The organism is Trebonia sp. (assembly GCF_030042015.1).
Taxonomy (GTDB): domain Bacteria; phylum Actinomycetota; class Actinomycetes; order Streptosporangiales; family Streptosporangiaceae; genus Trebonia.
The window spans coordinates 1-17398 of sequence record NZ_JASIAL010000223.1; the positions used below are offsets into that span (position 1 = coordinate 1).

Sequence of the window (17398 nt, forward strand, 5' to 3'; positions counted from 1 at the left end):
CCGGCCGGCCGTCCTGCGGCGGGCGCGGGCGTGGCTCACGGGGCGCGACCGCAGCCGGGGCCGGCGCTGGGGCCGGCGGGATGTCGACCTGCTCGGGCAGTCGCAGCGCGAGGGCCATCGCGCCCAGATAGATCACGGTGCCGACCCGCAGCGTCCACGCGGCGCCCCCCACGTACTGCACGCCCGCGGCGAGGCCCGCCGCCGCCGTGGAGGTGGCGAGGGATATCAGCCCGGACCGCGCGTTGGCGGTCACCAGCGTGATCTCGGCCGGCAGCAGCCGCGGCGTGACCGATGCCTTGACGACCCCGCCGGCCTTCTGCAGCACGAGGATCCCGAACGCGGCGGGCAGCAGCGTCACCGAGTTGGCGACATTGGCCGACATCGCGTAGCACAGCAGGCCGCGGGCCAGCATCGTGCCGGCGAGCACGAAGCGACGGCCCTGCTGTATGCGGTCGAGCGCCGGCCCGATGAACGGCGCGACGACCGCGAACGGCGCCATCGTGATCAGGAGCAAGAGCACGACCTTGCCGCGCGCCTGGTCCACGGACGTGCTGAAGAAGATCGTCCCCGCCAGCGCCACCGTGACGAACGCGTCGGCGGCCCCGCTTGTTGCCGTCGTCTCGATGAGGGTGGCCAGGCCCGTGCGGCCCATGCCCTGCGCGCCGGTGATCCGGTGCACGGCTCGCCCCGTCTTGCGGGTCGCCCTTCCGCCGGCCTGCGTGCCGGACCTGAATGCGCGGCCAGTCGCGACTGCCGCGTCTTCAGCTCGCCGCAGCGCATTGGACATCCGCATGTACACAGTATTCTTGGTCGGCGGCGATGCGACGACCCCCATGGGAAAGGACGCGCCGCCGGACGGCTGGTGGACCGCCAGAGGAGCGATAATTGGTAGTCGTGAGCACGACCCGGAGTCGCGCGAAGGAGCCCGATCAGATCTGCGCGGAAGCCGTGGACCTGGCCAGGCAGGCGCTGGCGGGCGAGGCGGGGATAAGCCCTGACCTGGTTGGCGGGCACATAACCGCCGAGGCCGCGGGCGATCGCGTCGTCATCCAGCTCTTCGAGTCCCTCGATCCCGCGTACGCGGGATGGCGGTGGGCCGTCACGCTGGCCCGCGCGCCGCGCTCCAAGGTCGTCACGGTGGATGAGACCGTCCTGCTGCCCGGTCCTGACGCCCTGCTCGCGCCGCCCTGGGTGCCCTGGCAGGAGCGGCTGCGCCCGGGCGACGTCGGCATCGGCGACCTGCTGCCGGCCAGCGCGGACGACGAGCGCCTGGTGCCGCTGGCGGTCCTGGAGGGCGACGACGCGGTGACCGACTGGTTCAGCCCGCGGACGGACGCGGAGGACGCGGATGCCGGACCGCAGGAGCCGTCGGAACTTCCCGCCCCGGGACGGTCTCGCGTGCTGTCCGGATGGGGCCGCGACGACACCGCCGAGCGGTGGTACGAAAGCGAGCACGGGCCGCGGACCCCGCTGTCCCGCGCCGCTCCCGCCAACTGCGTGAGCTGCGGGTTCTTCGTTCCGCTCAGCGGCGGGCTTGGCCGCCTCTTCGGTGCCTGCGGGAACGCGTTCGCCCCGGACGACGGCCGGGTCGTGTCGGCCGACCACGGCTGCGGGGCGCACTCGGAGGCCGTGCTTGCCGGGTCCGCGGCGCAGGCGACCGCTCCCGTGATCGACGAGTTCGGCTATGACCTGGTGGAACTGCCTGGCGTCTCGGTCGAGGAGACCGTCTTCGAGCCGCTGTCCCGCGAAACGTACCCGGAGTCAGACGCCGAGACCTGACGCGCGGCGCCGACCCGGGCCCGCCCGCGCTTGAGCACCGGCACGTACCACAGTCCGAAAAGCCCCATGACCAGCCCGGCGGCGCAGGTCCACAGCCACCACCGCGATCCCGCGGGCAGCGCGTCGCGTGCGATCAGCAGGACCACGAGGGCGACCGCCCACGCGCCCGTGATGACCGCGGTCACAAGGCGGTCGTCCGCTTCTCGGGGCGGGGGTGGCGCCATGCGCCCGGATCCGGGATTGACCTGCCGGTTCTCGCTCACGCATCAAGGCTAACCGGCTCCGCGCCGCGCGCTGCCAGCCCGCGGCGGCACAGTTGCGCCGCACGGCCTTATGCGAGCTTCGCGTACGTGATGTACTTGGTGGATGCCTCAGGCAGGTACGCGGTCGGACGCGGGATTGGCAACCGCGATGCGGATTTCGATTAGCAGGCTCGCACGGCGTCTGCGGGTGGAGCGCCTCGGACTCGGCGGGACCGAAACGGCCCTTTCCGACATTCAGCTTGCCGCGCTTGCCGCGCTGGACCGCCACCAGGCGATGACCCCTGGCGAACTGGCGGAACACGAGAAGGTGCAGCCTCCCTCGATGACCCGGGTGATCGCGGTCCTTGAAGAGCGGAACCTGGTGCAGCGCGCACCGCACCCGACCGACCGCAGGCAGGTGGTCCTCACCGTGACGGCGGAGGGCCGCGCGCTCGTGAACCGGGTACGCCGCCGCCGCGAGGCCTGGCTAGCCCAGCGCCTGCAGGAGCTAACCCCAGAGGAACGCGCCATCCTCCGCGCCGCCGCCCCCATCCTCGAGAAACTCAGCCAGTCCTAGCGCCCGCATGAACCCTGAGCAGTCGTGAACGCCCCGCAGGAACCCGTGCGGCAAGTGCGCCGTCAAGGCGCAGCCGGGGGGTTCCGGGGGGTCGTCCACCCGGGCTAGCATGGTCGTCCCCCCGGGAATCACCGCCGCACACACCCCGGAGCAGGTGCGGCGTTAAGCCGCAGCCGGGGGGTCCGGGGGGTCGTCCCCCCGGGCTAACAGCGCAACTTCCATGTCCCGAGCGTCTCGTACCTCGGCTGGCCGCCGGGCAGGCTGCGGATGAGGTAGATCTCTTCGGCCGGCCACTGCGGCCCGGCGTACCCCTCGAGGCCGTCCACGATCGTCCGCACATCGGCCGGCGCGCGGCACCTGGCCAGCGTCAGGTGCGGCTGGTAGCGGCGCCCGGAATCTGGCGGGGCGGCGCCCGCCCGCCGTGCGGCCGCGGTGACCGAGGCCGCCAGCTCGCCGAGCGCGCGGCGGTCTCCCTTGAGCCCGCTCCACAGCACGTTGGCCCTGGCGGCGCCCGGGAACGCGCCGGCGCCGGCCAGGTTCAGGCTGAACGGCTGGTGCCGCCGGGCGGCGCGCTCAAGCCGCGGCAGCAGCCGGGTGAGGCTCAGGTCCGTGACCTCGCCGAGGAATGCGAGCGTGATGTGCCACGCGTCCCGGCTGGTCCACCGCAGGTCGTCACGGAGCGGGCGGAACGGCGCGCACGCCCCGTCCAGGTCGTCGAGGACCGCCGGCGGCGGGGCAAGCCCGACGAAGAGTCTCACCGGTCCCTCCCCCCGGGGGTGTGGGGGGCGGGAGCCCCCGATGCGGGGGGCGCAGCGGGGTCGTCCCCCCGGACTAGCATTGCTCCGTGAGTCGAGTCCCGCGCTGGCTGCTGCCCACCGTCCTCGGGCTGCTCGTGCTCGTGGTGGTAGCCGGCGCTCTCGCGCACTAAGGCAAGCCGCTCGGCCACGTAGTCGATGCACCCGGTCAGCGCGGCGACGTCGGCGGGGTCGACCGCAGGGAACATGCCGACCCGCAGCTGGTTGCGGCCGAGCTTGCGGTAGGACTCGGTGTCCACGATCCCGTTGTCCCGCAGCACCCCGGCCACCGCGTCGGCGCTCACCTCGTCGCTGAAGTCGATCGTGCCCACCACCGGTGAGCGCATGGCGGGGTCGGTCACGAACGGTGCCGCGTAGGCCGACCGTTCCGCCCAGTCGTAGAGAATTTTCGCCGAACGAGCGGTGCGCGACTGTGACCACGCCAGGCCGCCTGCTTCCAGCAGCCAGTCGAGCTGCGCGGCGAGCAGCAGCAGGGTCGATATCGCTGGCGTGTTGTAGGTCTGGTCCCTGGCCGAGTTCTCTACCGCGATCCGCAGCGAGAGGAACTCGGGGATGTACCGCCCGGTTGCCGCGATCTCGTCGATCCGCGCCTGCGCGGCGGGGGACAGCAGCGCGATCCACAGCCCGCCGTCGGCCCCGAACACCTTCTGCGGGGCGAAGTAGTACGCGTCGAACTCCGCGGGGTCCACGGGCAGCGCGCCCGCCCCGCTTGTCGCGTCCACGAGCACGAGCGACCCGTCGTCGGCGCCCGCCGGGCGGCGGACCGGCATCCAGACTCCTGTCGAGGTCTCGTTGTGGGTGAGCGCGTAGGCGTCGGCCCCGGCCTCGCCGCGCGGCAGCGGGTGGGTGCCGGGCTCGGACGAGATGACCGTCGGCGCCGCCAGCCACGGTGCGCGCGTGGTGACCGTGGCGAACTTCGCCGAGAACTCGCCGAACGCAAGGTGTTGCGACTTGTCCCGCACCAGACCGAACGCGGCGGCGTCCCAGAACGCGGTAGTACCGCCGTTGCCGAGAGCCACCATGTGCCCGTTCGGAAGAGCGAAAAGATCAGCCAGGCCGCTGCGGACCCGTTTGACTACGGCCCGCACCGGCGCCTGCCTGTGCGAGGTGCCGAGCTCTGGCGCGGTCGCGAGCGCGGCGGCCTGCTCGGGGCGAACCTTGGCGGGGCCGCTGCCGAACCGGCCGTCCGCCGGCTTGAGGTGGTCAGGAATGACTATCCGGGTCACCCGCTCATGCTAGCCCCGGGAGCCTACACGTCGCGGTCAACGACGTCAGCGGCGCCCGGGATCTCCCTGACCGGGCGCGCGGACGGGCCGATGTAGCGGGCGGACGGGCGGACGAGCCGGCCGGTCAGCTTCTGCTCCAGGATGTGCGCCGACCATCCGGCGGTCCGCGCGCAGGTGAACATCGAGGGCGTGATGTCCGCGGGGATCTCGGCGAAGTCGAGCACGATCGCGGCCCAGAACTCGACGTTGGTCTCGAGCACCCGGTCCGGCCTGCGGGCGCGAAGCTCGGCGAGCGCGGCGTTCTCCAGCGCGATCGCGACCTCGTAGCGCGGCGCGCCCAGTTCCTTGGCGGTGCGCCGCAGCACCCGAGCGCGCGGATCCTCGGCCCGGTACACCCGGTGCCCGAAGCCCATCAGCCGGTTCCCGCGGTCGAGCACCGACCGCACGTAGCCTGCCGCGTCGCCGGTGCGCTCCACCTCTTCGATCATGTGCAGCACCCGGGCAGGCGCGCCGCCGTGCAGCGGGCCAGACAGCGCGCCGACCGCGCCGGACATGGCCGCCGCGACGTCGGCGCCGGTAGAGGCGATCACGCGGGCGGTGAAGGTGGACGCGTTCATCCCGTGTTCTGCTGCGCTCACCCAGTACGCGTCGAGGGCCTTGACGTGCCGCGGGTCGGGTTCGCCGCGCCAGCGGATCAGGAAGGCCTCGGCCGCCGTCCTGGCCTCGTCCACGCGGTGCTGCGGAACCGGCGGCAGGCCCGTGCCACGGGCGGACTGGGCGACGAACGACAGCATCTGCACCGCGACCCGGGCGAGGTCGTCGCGCGCCTGCCCCGGGCCGATGTCGAACAGCGGGCGCAGTCCCCAGGCGGGGGCGAGCGTCGCGACCGCGCTCTGCACGTCCACGCGGACGTCGCCTGAGTGGGCGGGAAGCTCGTACGGCCCCGCGGTCGGCAGGCCCGGGTTGAACGCGCCGTCGACGAGCAGCCCCCACACGTGGCCGTACGACACGTGCCCGGCGAGCTCTTCGATGTCCACGCCGCGGTACCGGAGCGAGCCGCCTTCTTTGTCGGGTTCGGCGATTTCGGTCTCGAAGGCCACAACGCCTTCGAGACCAGGCTTGAAGTCGGACATCTGTCGTACCTCTCCTCCCGGTAGGGGGCGCGGTAGGGCAAGCGGCGCATTTCTTTCCTGCTGGCAGGCCAGCCGGCATGTGCGCCCGGGCCGCCGGTTCACCGAACGTTCTTGGCCCGGGTTGCGACAGCCCCACGGCTTGTGAGGATGATTACCCATGGACACGACGCGGCAGCTAACGCCGGAGATGCTCGACGCCTGCCCGATGAAGCAGTTCGCCTACTGGCTCGGCGAGGCAGTGTCGGCTGGGTTGCCTGAGCCGACCGCGATGGTGCTGGCCACTATGGGAGAGCGGCCCCACGCGCGGACTGTGCTGCTCAAGGCCCATGATGTCAGCGGTTTCACCTTCTACAGCAACCGTACCTCGCGCAAGGGCGCGGACCTAGCGTCGGATCCGCGGTGTTGCGCCGTCTTTCCCTGGTACGGCCTTGGCCGCCAGGTGACCGTGGAGGGCAGCGTGCGGCCGCTGTCCACGGCGGACAGCGAGCCGTATTTCCACTCGCGGCCGCACGGGTCGCAGGTCGGCGCGTGGGCCAGCCGCCAGTCCCGGGTGCTGGCATCGCGCGCGGAGCTTGACGACCGGGTGGCCGCGCTGTCCGCGCGGTGGCCCGAGGGGACGCAGGTGCCGATGCCCGACTTCTGGGGCGGGTTCCTGATCGTTCCCGAGAGCGTTGAGTTCTGGCAGTCACGGCCAAGCCGGCTGCATGACCGGCTGCGGTACCGGCGTTCCGGTTCGCCGGACGGCTGGGTGGTCGAGCGGCTGTCGCCGTAGCCGCCAGGCGATGGTGGCGCGAGCACGTAGCATCGCAGTCAGGAGGAAGTTCAGTGACTGCCCATGGCCTTATCGACACGACGGAGATGTATCTCCGCACGGTTTTCGAACTGGAAGAGGAAGGCATCGTCCCGCTGCGAGCCCGGATCGCGGAGCGGCTCTCCCAGTCCGGCCCGACGGTCAGCCAGACGGTGGCCCGGATGGAGCGGGACGGGCTGCTGCACGTGGCCGGTGACCGCCAGCTTGCGCTGAGCGAGACCGGGCGGGCGCTGGCGGTGCGGGTCATGCGCAAGCACAGGCTGGCCGAGTGCCTGCTCGTCAGCGTCATCAAGCTGCCCTGGGAGGAGGTGCACATCGAGGCGTGCCGGTGGGAGCACGTGATTTCCGAGAGCGTCGAGCGACGGCTTTACGAACTGCTCGGCCACCCCGATCGCTGCCCGCACGGCAACCTCATTCCGGGGCTTGCGGAGCTAGCCGCCGGGCAGCCCGACGCGCCGGCCGCCGGCCAGGCCGGGCCGGACGAGGCAATGACCGACGCAGTCAGGGAGGCCCCTGGGGCGGTGCGGGCTACTGTCACGCGGATTACGGAACACGTACAAAGTGACCTTGTCCTGATGCTTAAACTGAAGCAGGCCGGGATACAACCCGGACGCGAGGTGTTGCTCGGGGCGGTCGAAGGTGGTGTCCGGGTGTGCGGCGAGGAGGGCGCGGATGACGTGGCGCCAGCCGATCTCCCTGACGAGGTTGCCTCTCATGTGTTCGTGTCCAGGGAGTGACCAGGGATCCGTTCAGTGACCGGAGCGTGAGAATGACGCGCTGGAACGAGGGCGCCTTCGGCTCGTACGTGCCGGCCGAGCTTGTCCTGCGCCAGGCGGAGATCGGGGTCATTCTCGCTGACCGGCAGGGCAACGTGCGGTTCGCCAACGAGTACGTGCCGAAGCTGCTCCGGCTCCGCGGTCCGGATTGCGACCTGGCAGGGAAGCCGATCCACGCGCTCGGGTTCATGCCCGACGGGGACCTGGCGAAGGCGGAGGACCTGTCCCGCCAGGTGCTGGGCGGAATGTCCTGGGAAGGCACGTTCACGGGCACCCGCGGGGACGGCAGCCTGGTCTTCGTCCGCGTGCTCGCGGTGCCGTGGCGGCGCCCGTCCGGCGACATCGACGGCATGGTGGTCATGCTCACCACGGCGGGCCGCCGGGATGCCCAGCGCGAGCAGGACAGGCTACGGCTGCTCGAGCGCGTCGGCGAGCGGCTGGCGGGGTCGCTTGAACTCGACGCGACACTGCGGCAGGTCGCGCAGATCCTCGTGCCCCAGTTCGCCGACCACTGTTTCATCGACCTGTTCAGCGGCGACAAGCTCATCAGGCGGGCGCAGACGCATGCCGGCGGGTGGGAGCCGCCGCCGGGAACCTGGGCCTGCGTCGGCGAGCCCATCCATTACCCGCCGGGTCACTTCATGCAGCAGGCGATGGCGCGGCTTGAGACCATCGTCGTTCCCGACCTGCACGCCGAGTACTACCCGGCGCCGAGCGAGGAGTCCATGTCCGCGGCCGACCAGGCCGGGCTTACCTCGGTTCTGGCGTCCCCGCTCTACGCGCGCGGCGAGCTGCTCGGCGTGATGTCGCTGGCCCTGTCCAGGCTCACGGACCGCCCTGACCCGCATTACGACCTGTCCGACGGGGACCTGATCGGCGCCATAGCCAGCCGGGTGGCCGTCGCCATCGACAACGCCATGCTGTTCGAGGCCGAGCGGCAGACCGCGCTCGCCTTCCAGCAGAGCCTGCTGCCGCAGGAGGTTCCCGAGCTCGACGGCCTCGAGGTGGCGTTCCGCTACGTGCCGGCCAAGCCGCTGGAAACGCAAGGGCAGGGGATCCAGACGCAGGTGGGCGGCGACTGGTACGACATCATCCCGCTGGCGGCCGGCCGGGTCGGGATGGTGATCGGGGACGTGGAGGGTCGCGGCCCCCGGGCGGCGGCCACCATGGGACAGCTGCGTGCCGCGCTGCGCGCCTACGCCCAGGACGAGAAGGCGCCGGCCGACATCATGCGCAAGCTCGACGAGTGGGTCAGGTCCACCGCCCCGGTCGGGGCCGGCGGCGACCCGCCCACGGTCAGCTGCATCTACCTCATCTACGACGCCTGGTCCCGCGAGCTGACGTTCGCGAACGCGGGTCACGCCGCACCGCTGCTGGCCGCGGGCGGGTTGGTCAGGCCGCTGGAGGTCCGGCACAAGGGCGTGCTGCTCGGCGTGCGCGGCCGGGGCATCCGCGGCCTGCCCACCTACAAGGAACAGACGGTCAAGCTTCCCCCCGGCGCCGCCCTCGTGCTGTACACCGACGGGCTGACCGACCGGCGGACCAGGGCGGACGGCTCCGGTCACTACACGGAGGCCGAGGCGGTCGCCATGCTGCGGGACGCCATCCTGGCCGCGGCGGGCAGCGGCGCCGCCGACACCGGCGGCCGTGCCACGGGGACGGGGGTCGCGAGCGCGCTCGCCCTCGCCGCCGAGAACGCCGTTCCGGGGGACATCGACGACGACATGGCGATCCTCGTGCTCCGCTCCTCGCCGGCGGACCTCGCCTCGGTCGCGCGTACCTTCCCCGCCGAGCCGATCATGGTCTCGGAGGCGCGCCGCCTCGCCGCCGCGACGTTCGCCTCGTGGCACATGGATCCTGAGCAGGCCGACCTCGCCTGCCTGCTTGTGTCCGAGGTGGTGACGAACGCGGTGCTGCACGCGGCGGGGACGCCGAGCCCGGCGGGCCGCAGGCTCGAGGTAGAGATCGACCCGCTGGTGCCCGTCGCCGCCCAGGTGCCCGCCGCGCTGTCCAGCGCGTGGCCGGCGGCCGTGTCGGCCATCGCCGCCCAGGCGTGGGAGAACCCGGTCGGGCACCAGGCGGCCCCGCACCGCCCCCGCGAGTTCGCGCTCCGCCTGCGCCGCGGCGCGGAGGTCGTGTGGGCGGAGGTGTTCGACCCGGACCTGCGGCTGCCCAGGCTGCGCACCGCGCGGGCGACCGACGAGGGCGGCCGCGGCCTGTACCTGGTCGAGCAGCTCGCTACCCGCTGGGGGTCACGGCCCACGCCGGAGGGCAAGGCGGTCTGGTTCGAGATCCCGCTGGACGGGAAGGACGGCTGACCGTCCTCAGTGCGCCGTGTGACTCGCCCCGTAGGCCAGGACCATGATCACGACGAAGATGATGATGACCGCGCCCCAGTGCTTGCCCGTTACCGGCAGGCCAAGGCGGCGGCGGCCGCGCGTCCACAGCCACGCCACCCCGATGCCGACGAGCACCAGCAGGATGAGTCCGCTGTACATGTCCGCCTCCTGCGCCCGCCCGGGCGCCGCCGGTGCGCGATCCGTCTGCAACTGAGACTACGGCAACCAGGGCGATTCGTCGCGCGCCGACACGGACGAGCCGGCTACATCCGCTCGGGGATGGGCACGCCGAGCAGGCCGAGCCCCGCGGTCAGCACCCGCAGCGTGGCGGCGCACAGGGCGAGCCGGGCTTGCCGCGTCTGTTCGTCGTCGGCCTTCAGGACCGGGCACTGCTCGTAGAAAGCGGTGAACAGGCTGGCCACCTCGAAAACGTACGCGCACAGCCGGTGCGGCTCGGCGGTCTCGGCGACGCCGGTGACGGCCGCCCCGAAGCCGAGCAGCTTCAGCGCCAGTTCACGCTCGGCGGGCGCGGTCACCACGACGGGGCCGCGCAGGCCGGCCTCGTCGATTCCTGCCTTGCGGAAGATGGACCGGATCCTGGTCGTCGCGTACTGCAGGTACGGCCCGGTGTTGCCGCGGAACGAGATCATCCGGTCCCAGTCGAAGATGTACGCGCTGTCCAGCGCGGTCGACAGGTCCGCGTACTTGATCGCGCCGATCCCGACGTCCTCGGCGATCTCGTCCTTCGCCGCGGCGTCCAGCCCGTCGATCTCGCTGAGAATGGCCCGGGCCCGGTCGACCCCCTCGGCGAGCAGCGCGCTCAGCTTCACCGTGTCGCCTTCCCTGGTGCGCAGCCGGTTCCCGTCGGTGCCCTGCACCATCCCGATCTGCGCGTGCTCGAAGTCGGCGTCCGCGGCCAGCCAGCCCGCCTCCCTGGCGACCGCGAAGACCATCCGGAAGTGCAGCGCCTGGTCCGATCCGACCACGTAGATCGCGCGGTCGCAGTGGAGCTTGTCCACCCGGTACCGCACGGTCGCCAGGTCGGTTGTCGAGTAGTTGTAGCCGCCGTCGCGCTTGCGGATGATGACCGGCAGCGGGCCGCCGTCACGCCCGGTGAAGCCCGGCGGGAACACGCACAGCGCGCCCTCGCTCAGCACCGCCAGGCCCTTGGCGGTCAGGTCGGCGGCGACGTCGCCGAGCATGTCGTTGTAGAACGACTCGCCGCGGATGTCGTCGTCGGTCAGCGTGACCCGCAGCAGCGCGTAGATGTCACGCAGGTACTGCCTGGACAGCTCCATGTACTCGTCCCACAGCCGCTGCGTCGCGGGGTCGCCCCCGGACTGGAGCTTGACCACGCGGTCCCTGCACCGGTCCGCGAAGTCCGGGTCGGAGTCGAACCTGGTGCGTGCCGACTGGTAGAAGGTGTTCGGGTCCGTGCGCAGCAGCTGTGCCTCGGGAGCCTCCTCGCCTATCTCGAACAGGTACTCGATGAGCATCCCGAATTGCGTTCCCCAGTCCCCCACGTGGTTGTCCCTGATGACGTGGTGGCCGGCGAACTCGATCACGCGGGCGATCGCGTCTCCCACGATCGTGGTGCGCAGGTGCCCGACGTGCATCTCCTTGGCGATGTTCGGCGAGGAGTACTCGACGATGACGGTCCGCGGCGGGTCGGCCAGCGGTGTCCCCAGCCTCGGGTCGGCGAGCAGGCCGGTGATGGACCCGGCGATCCACTCCTCGCGCAGCGTGAAGTTGATGAAGCCGGGACCGCTGACCGTGGGCGGGGCGCAGATGTCGCCGGCCTCCAGGCGGCCGACGATCTCGCTGGCGATGTCGCGCGGCGGCCTGCCCAGCTTCCTGGCGAGCGGCAGCGCCGCGTTGGACTGGAAGTCCGCGAATGCCGACGGCCGGATCAGCGGGTCCGCGCTTGCGTAGTCCGCGCCGAGCGCCGCGCCGAGCGCGTCGCGTACCCGGGCGGCGAGGACCTGCTGGGGATCTGGCATGGCCATAGCCTATCCGGACACCGCGCGGCGGCGGGCCGCCTACCGCTCGCGGTCCCGGCGCAGGAAGTGGGTGCCGCGCCGTTCTCCGGTCACGCCGATCCGCTCCCGTATCTTCTCGGTGATGTCGCCGCGGGCCAGGTTCGCGGCGAGCGCGCAGGCCGCGCTGACGGCGCGGGCAGTGGACGCGCCGTGCGCGATCACCACGGTGCCGCCGAGCCCGAGCAGCGCCGCGCCGCCGTAGGTCTCTGAGTCCAGCCTGCTGGTCAGCTCGCGCAGCCCGCGCCGCTGCAGCAGCGCGCCGACCCGCGCGGCGCGGGTGGCGGTCAGCGCGGAGCGGAGTTCGGCCGCCGCGAACCGCATCGATCCCTCGAGGGTTTTCAGCGCCACGTTGCCTGTGAAGCCGTCGGTGACGATCACGTCGACCGCGCCTGCCATCAGGTCGCCGCCTTCAACGTTGCCGGCGAAGCCGAGCGGCAGCGCGCCGTGCTGCGGCTCGGCGGCCAGCAGCTCGTGCGCCCGCCTGGTCAGCATGTTGCCTTTGCCCGGCTCCGCGCCGATCGTCAGCAGGCCGACCCTCGGCGCCGCGGTGCCCAGGGCGATCTGCGCGTACGCCGCGCCGAGCTGCCCGAACTGCACGAGCATCTCCGGCTTGGGGTCGGCGGTGGCGCCGGCGTCGATGAGCACCGTCGGCTTCGGGTGCGTGGGCAGCACGACGGCGAGCCCCGGGCGGGGCACCCCGGGCAGCGGCAGCAGGCGCTGCCGTGCGCTCGCCACGATCGCGCCGGTCGACCCGGCCGACACGACCGCGGTTGCCTGGCCGCGCCTGACGAGCTGGCAGGCGACGGCGATGCTGGACCGGGGCCGCCGGAAGCCGGCCAGCGCGCCCTCGTCCATGCCCACGATGTCCTCGGCGGGCACCACCCGAAGTTCCGAGCCGGCGCCGAGCTTGGCGATCACCGGGCGCAGCCGCGCGGGCGGCCCGGTCAGCAGGGTGGTCACGCCGTGCTCGCGCTGCGCCGCCAGCGCCCCGGCGACGATCTCCTCTGGCGCGTAGTCCCCGCCCATCGCATCCACCGCTATCACCGGCTCGGCGGCGGGGCCGACCGCCAGCAGCCCGCCGGCCGGCGCGGGCTGGTCGCTCGCTGCGGTCCCTGTCGCCGAGTTCGGGGCGTCGGCGGGGCCCGGCGGCACATGGCTCACGTTTTCCCCGGGGCCCTTCCCTGTTCCGTGGGCCCCAACTGCGGCCACGCATGAACGGCTTGCCGTGTCATTATCCCAAGTTGCGACCAGGCTATCCGCCCATTGCCCGGGCCAGTTGCGCAGGCCAGCTCCGCGCGGCCCGTCACGCGCCCATTCTCGGCGCCTTCTCGCTGCCTGCTCGGCGTCTTCTCCGTGCCCCGCCGTCCCGGCGGCCGGCCAGGGCGTCACTTTAGGTATTGATCTTGTTACTGGAAGGATATAACGGGAACTCGATCGAATCCCGAGACGTAAAAGTAACAAGAGTTTAATCACGTGTAACTTCGACGGCCCGGCGTGTGACAACAGGCGGATCTTGGGCAGTGGGAAACGGGTGCGCGGACCGTTTCCGCATGGCGGGGCAGCCGGCCGGCCGGATGGAAGGAGAGGACGGTTGACTGACATCCAGCAGGTGGTGCCGGCGCCGCTAGCGGCCACGGGCAGGTACCGGGCCTATGGCGCCCGGCACCTGGACATGCTCGCGCGCCGGGCCGGGCTCGGTGAGGCCGACCGGCTCGCGGTCCGGGCGGTGGCCACGGTGCTCCCGTTCCGCACCAACTCCTATGTCGTCGATGAGCTCGTCGACTGGGACGCGGCCCCAGCCGATCCGATGTACCGCCTGGTGTTCCCGCAGCCCGACATGCTGCCGCGCGACGACGTTGACCGGATGGCGAGCCTGCTGCGCGAGGGCGCGCCGGAACGGCTGGTGCACGCGGCCGCGCATGAGATCCGGATGCGGCTCAACCCGCACCCGGCGGGGCAACTGGTCCTCAACGCCCCGAGCCTGGACGGCAGGCCGTTGCCCGGGCTGCAGCACAAATACCCGGAGACGGTGCTCTTCTTCCCGAAGCAGGGCCAGACGTGCCATGCGTACTGCACGTACTGCTTCCGCTGGGCGCAGTTCGTCGATGAGCCAGAGCTGAAGATGGCAACGGACCAGGTCGACACGCTCGTGGCGTACCTGCGCAAGCACCGCGAGGTGACCAGCGTCCTCATCACGGGCGGGGATCCGATGATCATGAGCGCCGCCGTGCTGCGGCGCTACGTCCAGCCGCTGCTCGACCCGTCCCTGGACCACATCGAGTCGATCAGGATCGGGACCAAGTCGCTGGGCTACTGGCCGCACCGCTACGTCACCGACGCGGACGCGGACGCCACGCTCAGGCTCTTCGCCGATGTGGTCGGGACCGGCAGGACCCTGGCGCTGATGGCGCACTACTCGCACCCGCGTGAGTTCGAACCTCAGGTCGCCGCCGAGGCGGTCCGCCGGGTCCGTGACACCGGGGCGGTGATCCGCACGCAGGCCCCGCTGATCCGCTCCGTCAACGACACGGCCGACACCTGGGCGTCCATGTGGCGGAGCCAGGTGCGCGCGGGAATGGTCCCCTACTACATGTTCGTGGAACGCGACACGGGCCCGCGGGACTACTTCGCGGTGCCCTTGGCTCGTGCGCATCAGGTGTTCCGCGACGCGTACGCAGGCGTCTCCGGCCTGTGCCGCTCGGTCAGGGGACCGTCCATGTCGGCCACCCCTGGCAAGGTGTGCGTGGACGGGATCGCCGAGGTGGCCGGCGCGCGCGTGTTCGTGCTGCGGATGCTGCAGGCGCGAGACCCCTCGCTGGTCGGCAGGCCGTTCTTTGCCATGTTCGACCCGCTGGCTACCTGGCTCACCGACCTGGAGCCTGCGTTCGCTGACAGGTTCCCCTTCGAGGACGAGGAGTTCGGGTCCGGCGCGGGCGGGCTGCCGGGCACCTGGCCGGACGAGCTTGTCGAGCCCGCCTGCTGACCCGGCCAGGGCTGCCCGGCGGGCGGCGGGGCGAAGTATGCTCCGGCCATGGAACTGAACGGAACAGCCGCGATCGTCACCGGTGCGGCGAGCGGTCTCGGGGAGGCCACCGCGAGAGCGCTGGCGCGCGCCGGGGCGCAGGTCCTCGTCGCTGACGTCAATGAGGACCGGGGCAAGGAGGTCGCCGCGGACATCGGCGGGCACTTCGCCAGGACGGACGTGACAGACGAGGAGTCGGTCCGCGAGGCGGTGACCGCCGCGGCTACGGCTGGCCGGCCGCTGCGGGTGGCGGTGAGCTGCGCTGGCATCGGCTGGGCCGAGCGCACGGTCAACAGGGCGGGCGCGCCGCATGCCCTGGCCAGTTTCCAGAAGGTCATCGCGGTCAACCTGACCGGTACCTTCAACCTGATCCGGCTGGCTGCGGCGGCGATGGCCCAAACCGAACCCGCCGATGCCGACGGGCAGCGTGGTGTGATCATCAACACATCGTCGGTGGCCGGCATCGAAGGCCAGACCGGTCAGCTCGCCTATTCGGCGTCCAAGGGCGGGATCATCGGGATGACGGTGCCCGCGGCGCGCGACCTGTCGGTTGTCGGGGTGCGGGTGAACACGATCTGCCCGGGCGTTATCCACACGCCGATCTACAAGAGCATCGCAGGCACCGGCCGTGATGCCGAGGAGTTCCTCGCCAGGCTGGCTGCTCCCGTGGTCTTCCCGAAGCGGCTGGGACGGCCGGAGGAGTTCGGGCGCCTCGTGTGCGCGCTCATCGAGAACGACTACGTGAACGCGGAGGTCGTCCGCCTCGACGGCGGCATCCGGTTCCAGCCCAAGTGACGCTTCCGGCCGTAGGGTCGCATGTCGGGGATCGCTGGCTGCCTAGCGCTCGCGGAGGAGACCAGGCCGGACGCGGACTGGGCCGTCCGCGCGGCGCGCCGTGTGGCGCACAGAGGGCCGGACGACGAGGGCGTGTTCTCCGACGGCCGCATCGCGCTGGCTGCCAGGCGCCTGGCGGTCATGGACCCCTCCGCGGGCGGGCACCAGCCCATGCGGTCCGCCGACGGCCGCTTCTGGATGGTCTACAACGGCGAGATCTACAACCAGGCCGAGCTGGCAGAGCAGCTGCGGGCGCGTGGCGTGCAGCTGCGCGGCGGATCGGACTCCGAGGTCCTGCTTGAGACTTATGCCGCCGATGGCAGGGACGCGCTGCGGCGGCTGCGCGGCATGTACGCCTTCGCCATCTGGGACACGCGGAACGGGGAGCTGTTCTGCGCCCGGGACCCGTTCGGCATGAAGCCGCTGTACTACACGCTGGCCGAAGGCGGCAGGCAGCTCAGGTTCGCCTCCGAGCGCAAGGCCCTGGCAGGCCCGGGAGAGGTCTCGGTGATCGACCCTGACGCGCTGCGCAGGTACCTGTCCTTCCAGTACGTTCCGCCGCCGGGGACGATGACACCACCGGTGCGGTCACTGCCGCCCGGGCACTTCATGACCGCCAGGCCGGGCGGGCCGGTCGACGTGTTCCGCTACTGGCGGGCGGTACTGCGGCCGGCCAAGTCGCCCTCGGCGGACACCCCCGAGCGGATCCTCGCCGCGCTGCGGGACTCGGTCGCCGCCCACCTGCGCAGCGACGTCCCGGTCGGAGCGTTCCTGTCCGGCGGCGTGGACTCGGCGACGATCTGCGCGCTTGCCGCGCAGGCCCGGCCGGGCATGCTCACGTTCACCGCGGGGTTCGCCTGGTCGGGGTACAGCGAGATCGAGCAGGCCCAGGAAACGGCGGCGGCGCTCGGGCTCAAGTCCGTGCCCTACGTGATCACGGCGGCAGAGTTCGCCGCCCGGCTGCCGCAGATTATCTGGCACCTGGACGACCCGATGGCGGACGCGGCCGCGATCCCGCTGTGGTTCGTCGCCAGGGAGGCACGTCGGCACGTCAAGGTGGTGCTCTCCGGCGAGGGCGCGGACGAGTTGTTCGGCGGGTACGGCGTGTACTACCAGCCTGGCGTGGTCCGGGCCGCGCGCCAGCTGCCGACCTGGGGACGCTCGTCGGCCGGGGCGCTCGCCGCCCGGCTGCCACCGGGACAGCGCGGCAGAGGGCTGCTGAACCGGATCGCGACGCCGCTGCGCGACCGGTACATCGGCAACGCGCACGTGTTCGCCGCCGATGACGTGGACGTCCTCACCCGGTATGGCGGCGGCACCGTCTACGACGTGACCGGTCCGCTATTCGACCAGGCCGCCGAGGCCGGGCTGGACGACGTCGCCACCATGCAGCTCGTCGACATCAACACCTGGCTGCCCGGCGACATCCTGGTCAAGGCCGATCGCGCCACGATGGCGCACGGTCTTGAGCTGCGGGCACCGTTCCTTGACCGGGAGGTGATGGCGGTCGCCAGCCGGCTGGCCAGGGCGGAGAAGACGGCCGCGGGGACGACTAAGTTCGCGCTCAGGGAGGCGATAGGGGGGTTGCTTCCGCAGCTGGCGGCCGAGCGCAGGAAGCTGGGTTTTCCGGTGCCGATAGGCCACTGGTTCCACGGTGAGCTGTCTGGTTACGCCGAGCAGGTGATCCGCGAGGCCAGGACCGAGGAATGGCTCGACAAGCGCGCCGTGCTCGACGTGCTGCGCCGGTTCAGGGCCGACGACCCGGAAGCGTCATGGCGCCAGCTGTGGGCGCTCGTGGTGTTCTC

Annotated in this window: 14 protein-coding genes and 2 pseudogenes; 8 read left to right on the top strand and 8 right to left on the bottom strand. The window is 71.7% G+C overall.

Annotation, left to right across the window (positions count from 1 at the left end; genetic code table 11):
• A pseudogene (locus Q1N79_RS11580) lies at nucleotides 1-793 on the bottom strand (MFS transporter); the annotation flags it as partial.
• Nucleotides 794-894: 101 nt separating this feature from the next.
• On the opposite strand from Q1N79_RS11580, the gene Q1N79_RS11585 reads away from it, so the two are divergent.
• Entirely contained in the window at nucleotides 895-1779 is an 885-nt protein-coding gene (locus Q1N79_RS11585) for a DUF3027 domain-containing protein (protein ID WP_300608141.1), read from the top strand.
• On the opposite strand, the gene Q1N79_RS11590 is transcribed toward Q1N79_RS11585, so the two are convergent.
• Entirely contained in the window at nucleotides 1683-2042 is a 360-nt protein-coding gene (locus Q1N79_RS11590; RefSeq protein ID WP_300608144.1) for a DUF2530 domain-containing protein, read from the bottom strand. The genes Q1N79_RS11585 and Q1N79_RS11590 overlap by 97 nt on opposite strands.
• 187 nt (nucleotides 2043-2229) lie before the next feature.
• On the opposite strand from Q1N79_RS11590, the gene Q1N79_RS11595 reads away from it, so the two are divergent.
• Nucleotides 2230-2598, top strand: a complete 369-nt coding sequence (locus Q1N79_RS11595) for a MarR family transcriptional regulator (protein WP_367185061.1) — start codon at nucleotides 2230-2232, stop codon at nucleotides 2596-2598.
• A 203-nt stretch (nucleotides 2599-2801) separates the two neighbouring features.
• Here the strand turns inward: Q1N79_RS11595 and thpR are convergent, their stop codons facing one another.
• The 3 genes and pseudogenes from thpR to Q1N79_RS11610 all read right to left on the bottom strand — a co-directional run bounded on the left by thpR (nucleotide 2802) and on the right by Q1N79_RS11610 (nucleotide 5772).
• On the bottom strand, nucleotides 2802-3356 hold the full coding sequence (thpR, locus tag Q1N79_RS11600) for an RNA 2',3'-cyclic phosphodiesterase (protein WP_300608150.1): 555 nt from the start codon (nucleotides 3354-3356) through the stop codon (nucleotides 2802-2804).
• A gap of 170 nt (nucleotides 3357-3526) precedes the next feature.
• Nucleotides 3527-4639 (bottom strand): annotated as a pseudogene (gene serC / locus Q1N79_RS11605) (phosphoserine transaminase); the annotation flags it as partial.
• Nucleotides 4640-4662: 23 nt separating this feature from the next.
• On the bottom strand, nucleotides 4663-5772 hold the full coding sequence (locus Q1N79_RS11610; protein WP_300608153.1) for a citrate synthase 2: 1110 nt from the start codon (nucleotides 5770-5772) through the stop codon (nucleotides 4663-4665).
• A 157-nt stretch (nucleotides 5773-5929) separates the two neighbouring features.
• Here Q1N79_RS11610 and pdxH point away from each other — a divergent pair, with 157 nt between their 5' ends.
• Genes pdxH through Q1N79_RS11625 form a run of 3 tightly spaced genes read left to right on the top strand, consistent with a single transcriptional unit; the run spans nucleotide 5930 to nucleotide 9677 of the window.
• Nucleotides 5930-6544: a pyridoxamine 5'-phosphate oxidase gene (gene pdxH, locus Q1N79_RS11615; protein WP_300608156.1), complete on the top strand. Its 615-nt coding sequence runs from the start codon at nucleotides 5930-5932 to the stop codon at nucleotides 6542-6544.
• A 53-nt stretch (nucleotides 6545-6597) separates the two neighbouring features.
• Entirely contained in the window at nucleotides 6598-7320 is a 723-nt protein-coding gene (locus Q1N79_RS11620; protein WP_300608159.1) for a metal-dependent transcriptional regulator, read from the top strand.
• A 32-nt stretch (nucleotides 7321-7352) separates the two neighbouring features.
• The gene (locus tag Q1N79_RS11625; RefSeq protein ID WP_300608162.1) at nucleotides 7353-9677 is read left to right on the top strand and encodes a SpoIIE family protein phosphatase; all 2325 of its coding nucleotides are present in this window, start codon (nucleotides 7353-7355) and stop codon (nucleotides 9675-9677) included.
• Between the two features lie 6 nt (nucleotides 9678-9683).
• Here Q1N79_RS11625 and Q1N79_RS11630 read toward each other — a convergent pair whose 3' ends face one another.
• The 3 genes from Q1N79_RS11630 to plsX form a co-directional block, all read right to left on the bottom strand.
• A complete protein-coding gene (locus Q1N79_RS11630) occupies nucleotides 9684-9857 on the bottom strand; it encodes a hypothetical protein (RefSeq protein ID WP_300608164.1) in 174 nt (57 codons plus the stop codon).
• A gap of 104 nt (nucleotides 9858-9961) precedes the next feature.
• A complete protein-coding gene (argS, locus tag Q1N79_RS11635; protein ID WP_300608166.1) occupies nucleotides 9962-11698 on the bottom strand; it encodes an arginine--tRNA ligase in 1737 nt (578 codons plus the stop codon).
• Between the two features lie 39 nt (nucleotides 11699-11737).
• Nucleotides 11738-12763 carry a phosphate acyltransferase PlsX gene (gene plsX, locus Q1N79_RS11640; protein ID WP_300608174.1) on the bottom strand — a complete coding sequence of 342 codons (1026 nt, stop codon included), beginning with the start codon at nucleotides 12761-12763 and terminating at the stop codon, nucleotides 11738-11740.
• Between the two features lie 646 nt (nucleotides 12764-13409).
• On the opposite strand from plsX, the gene Q1N79_RS11645 reads away from it, so the two are divergent.
• The 3 genes from Q1N79_RS11645 to asnB all read left to right on the top strand — a co-directional run.
• On the top strand, nucleotides 13410-14720 hold the full coding sequence (locus Q1N79_RS11645; protein ID WP_300608177.1) for a lysine 2,3-aminomutase: 1311 nt from the start codon (nucleotides 13410-13412) through the stop codon (nucleotides 14718-14720).
• Nucleotides 14721-14768: 48 nt separating this feature from the next.
• A complete protein-coding gene (locus tag Q1N79_RS11650) occupies nucleotides 14769-15554 on the top strand; it encodes an SDR family NAD(P)-dependent oxidoreductase (protein WP_300608168.1) in 786 nt (261 codons plus the stop codon).
• A gap of 21 nt (nucleotides 15555-15575) precedes the next feature.
• Nucleotides 15576-17398: asparagine synthase (glutamine-hydrolyzing) (gene asnB / locus Q1N79_RS11655; protein WP_300608171.1), on the top strand; the 1823-nt coding region annotated here is incomplete at its 3' end.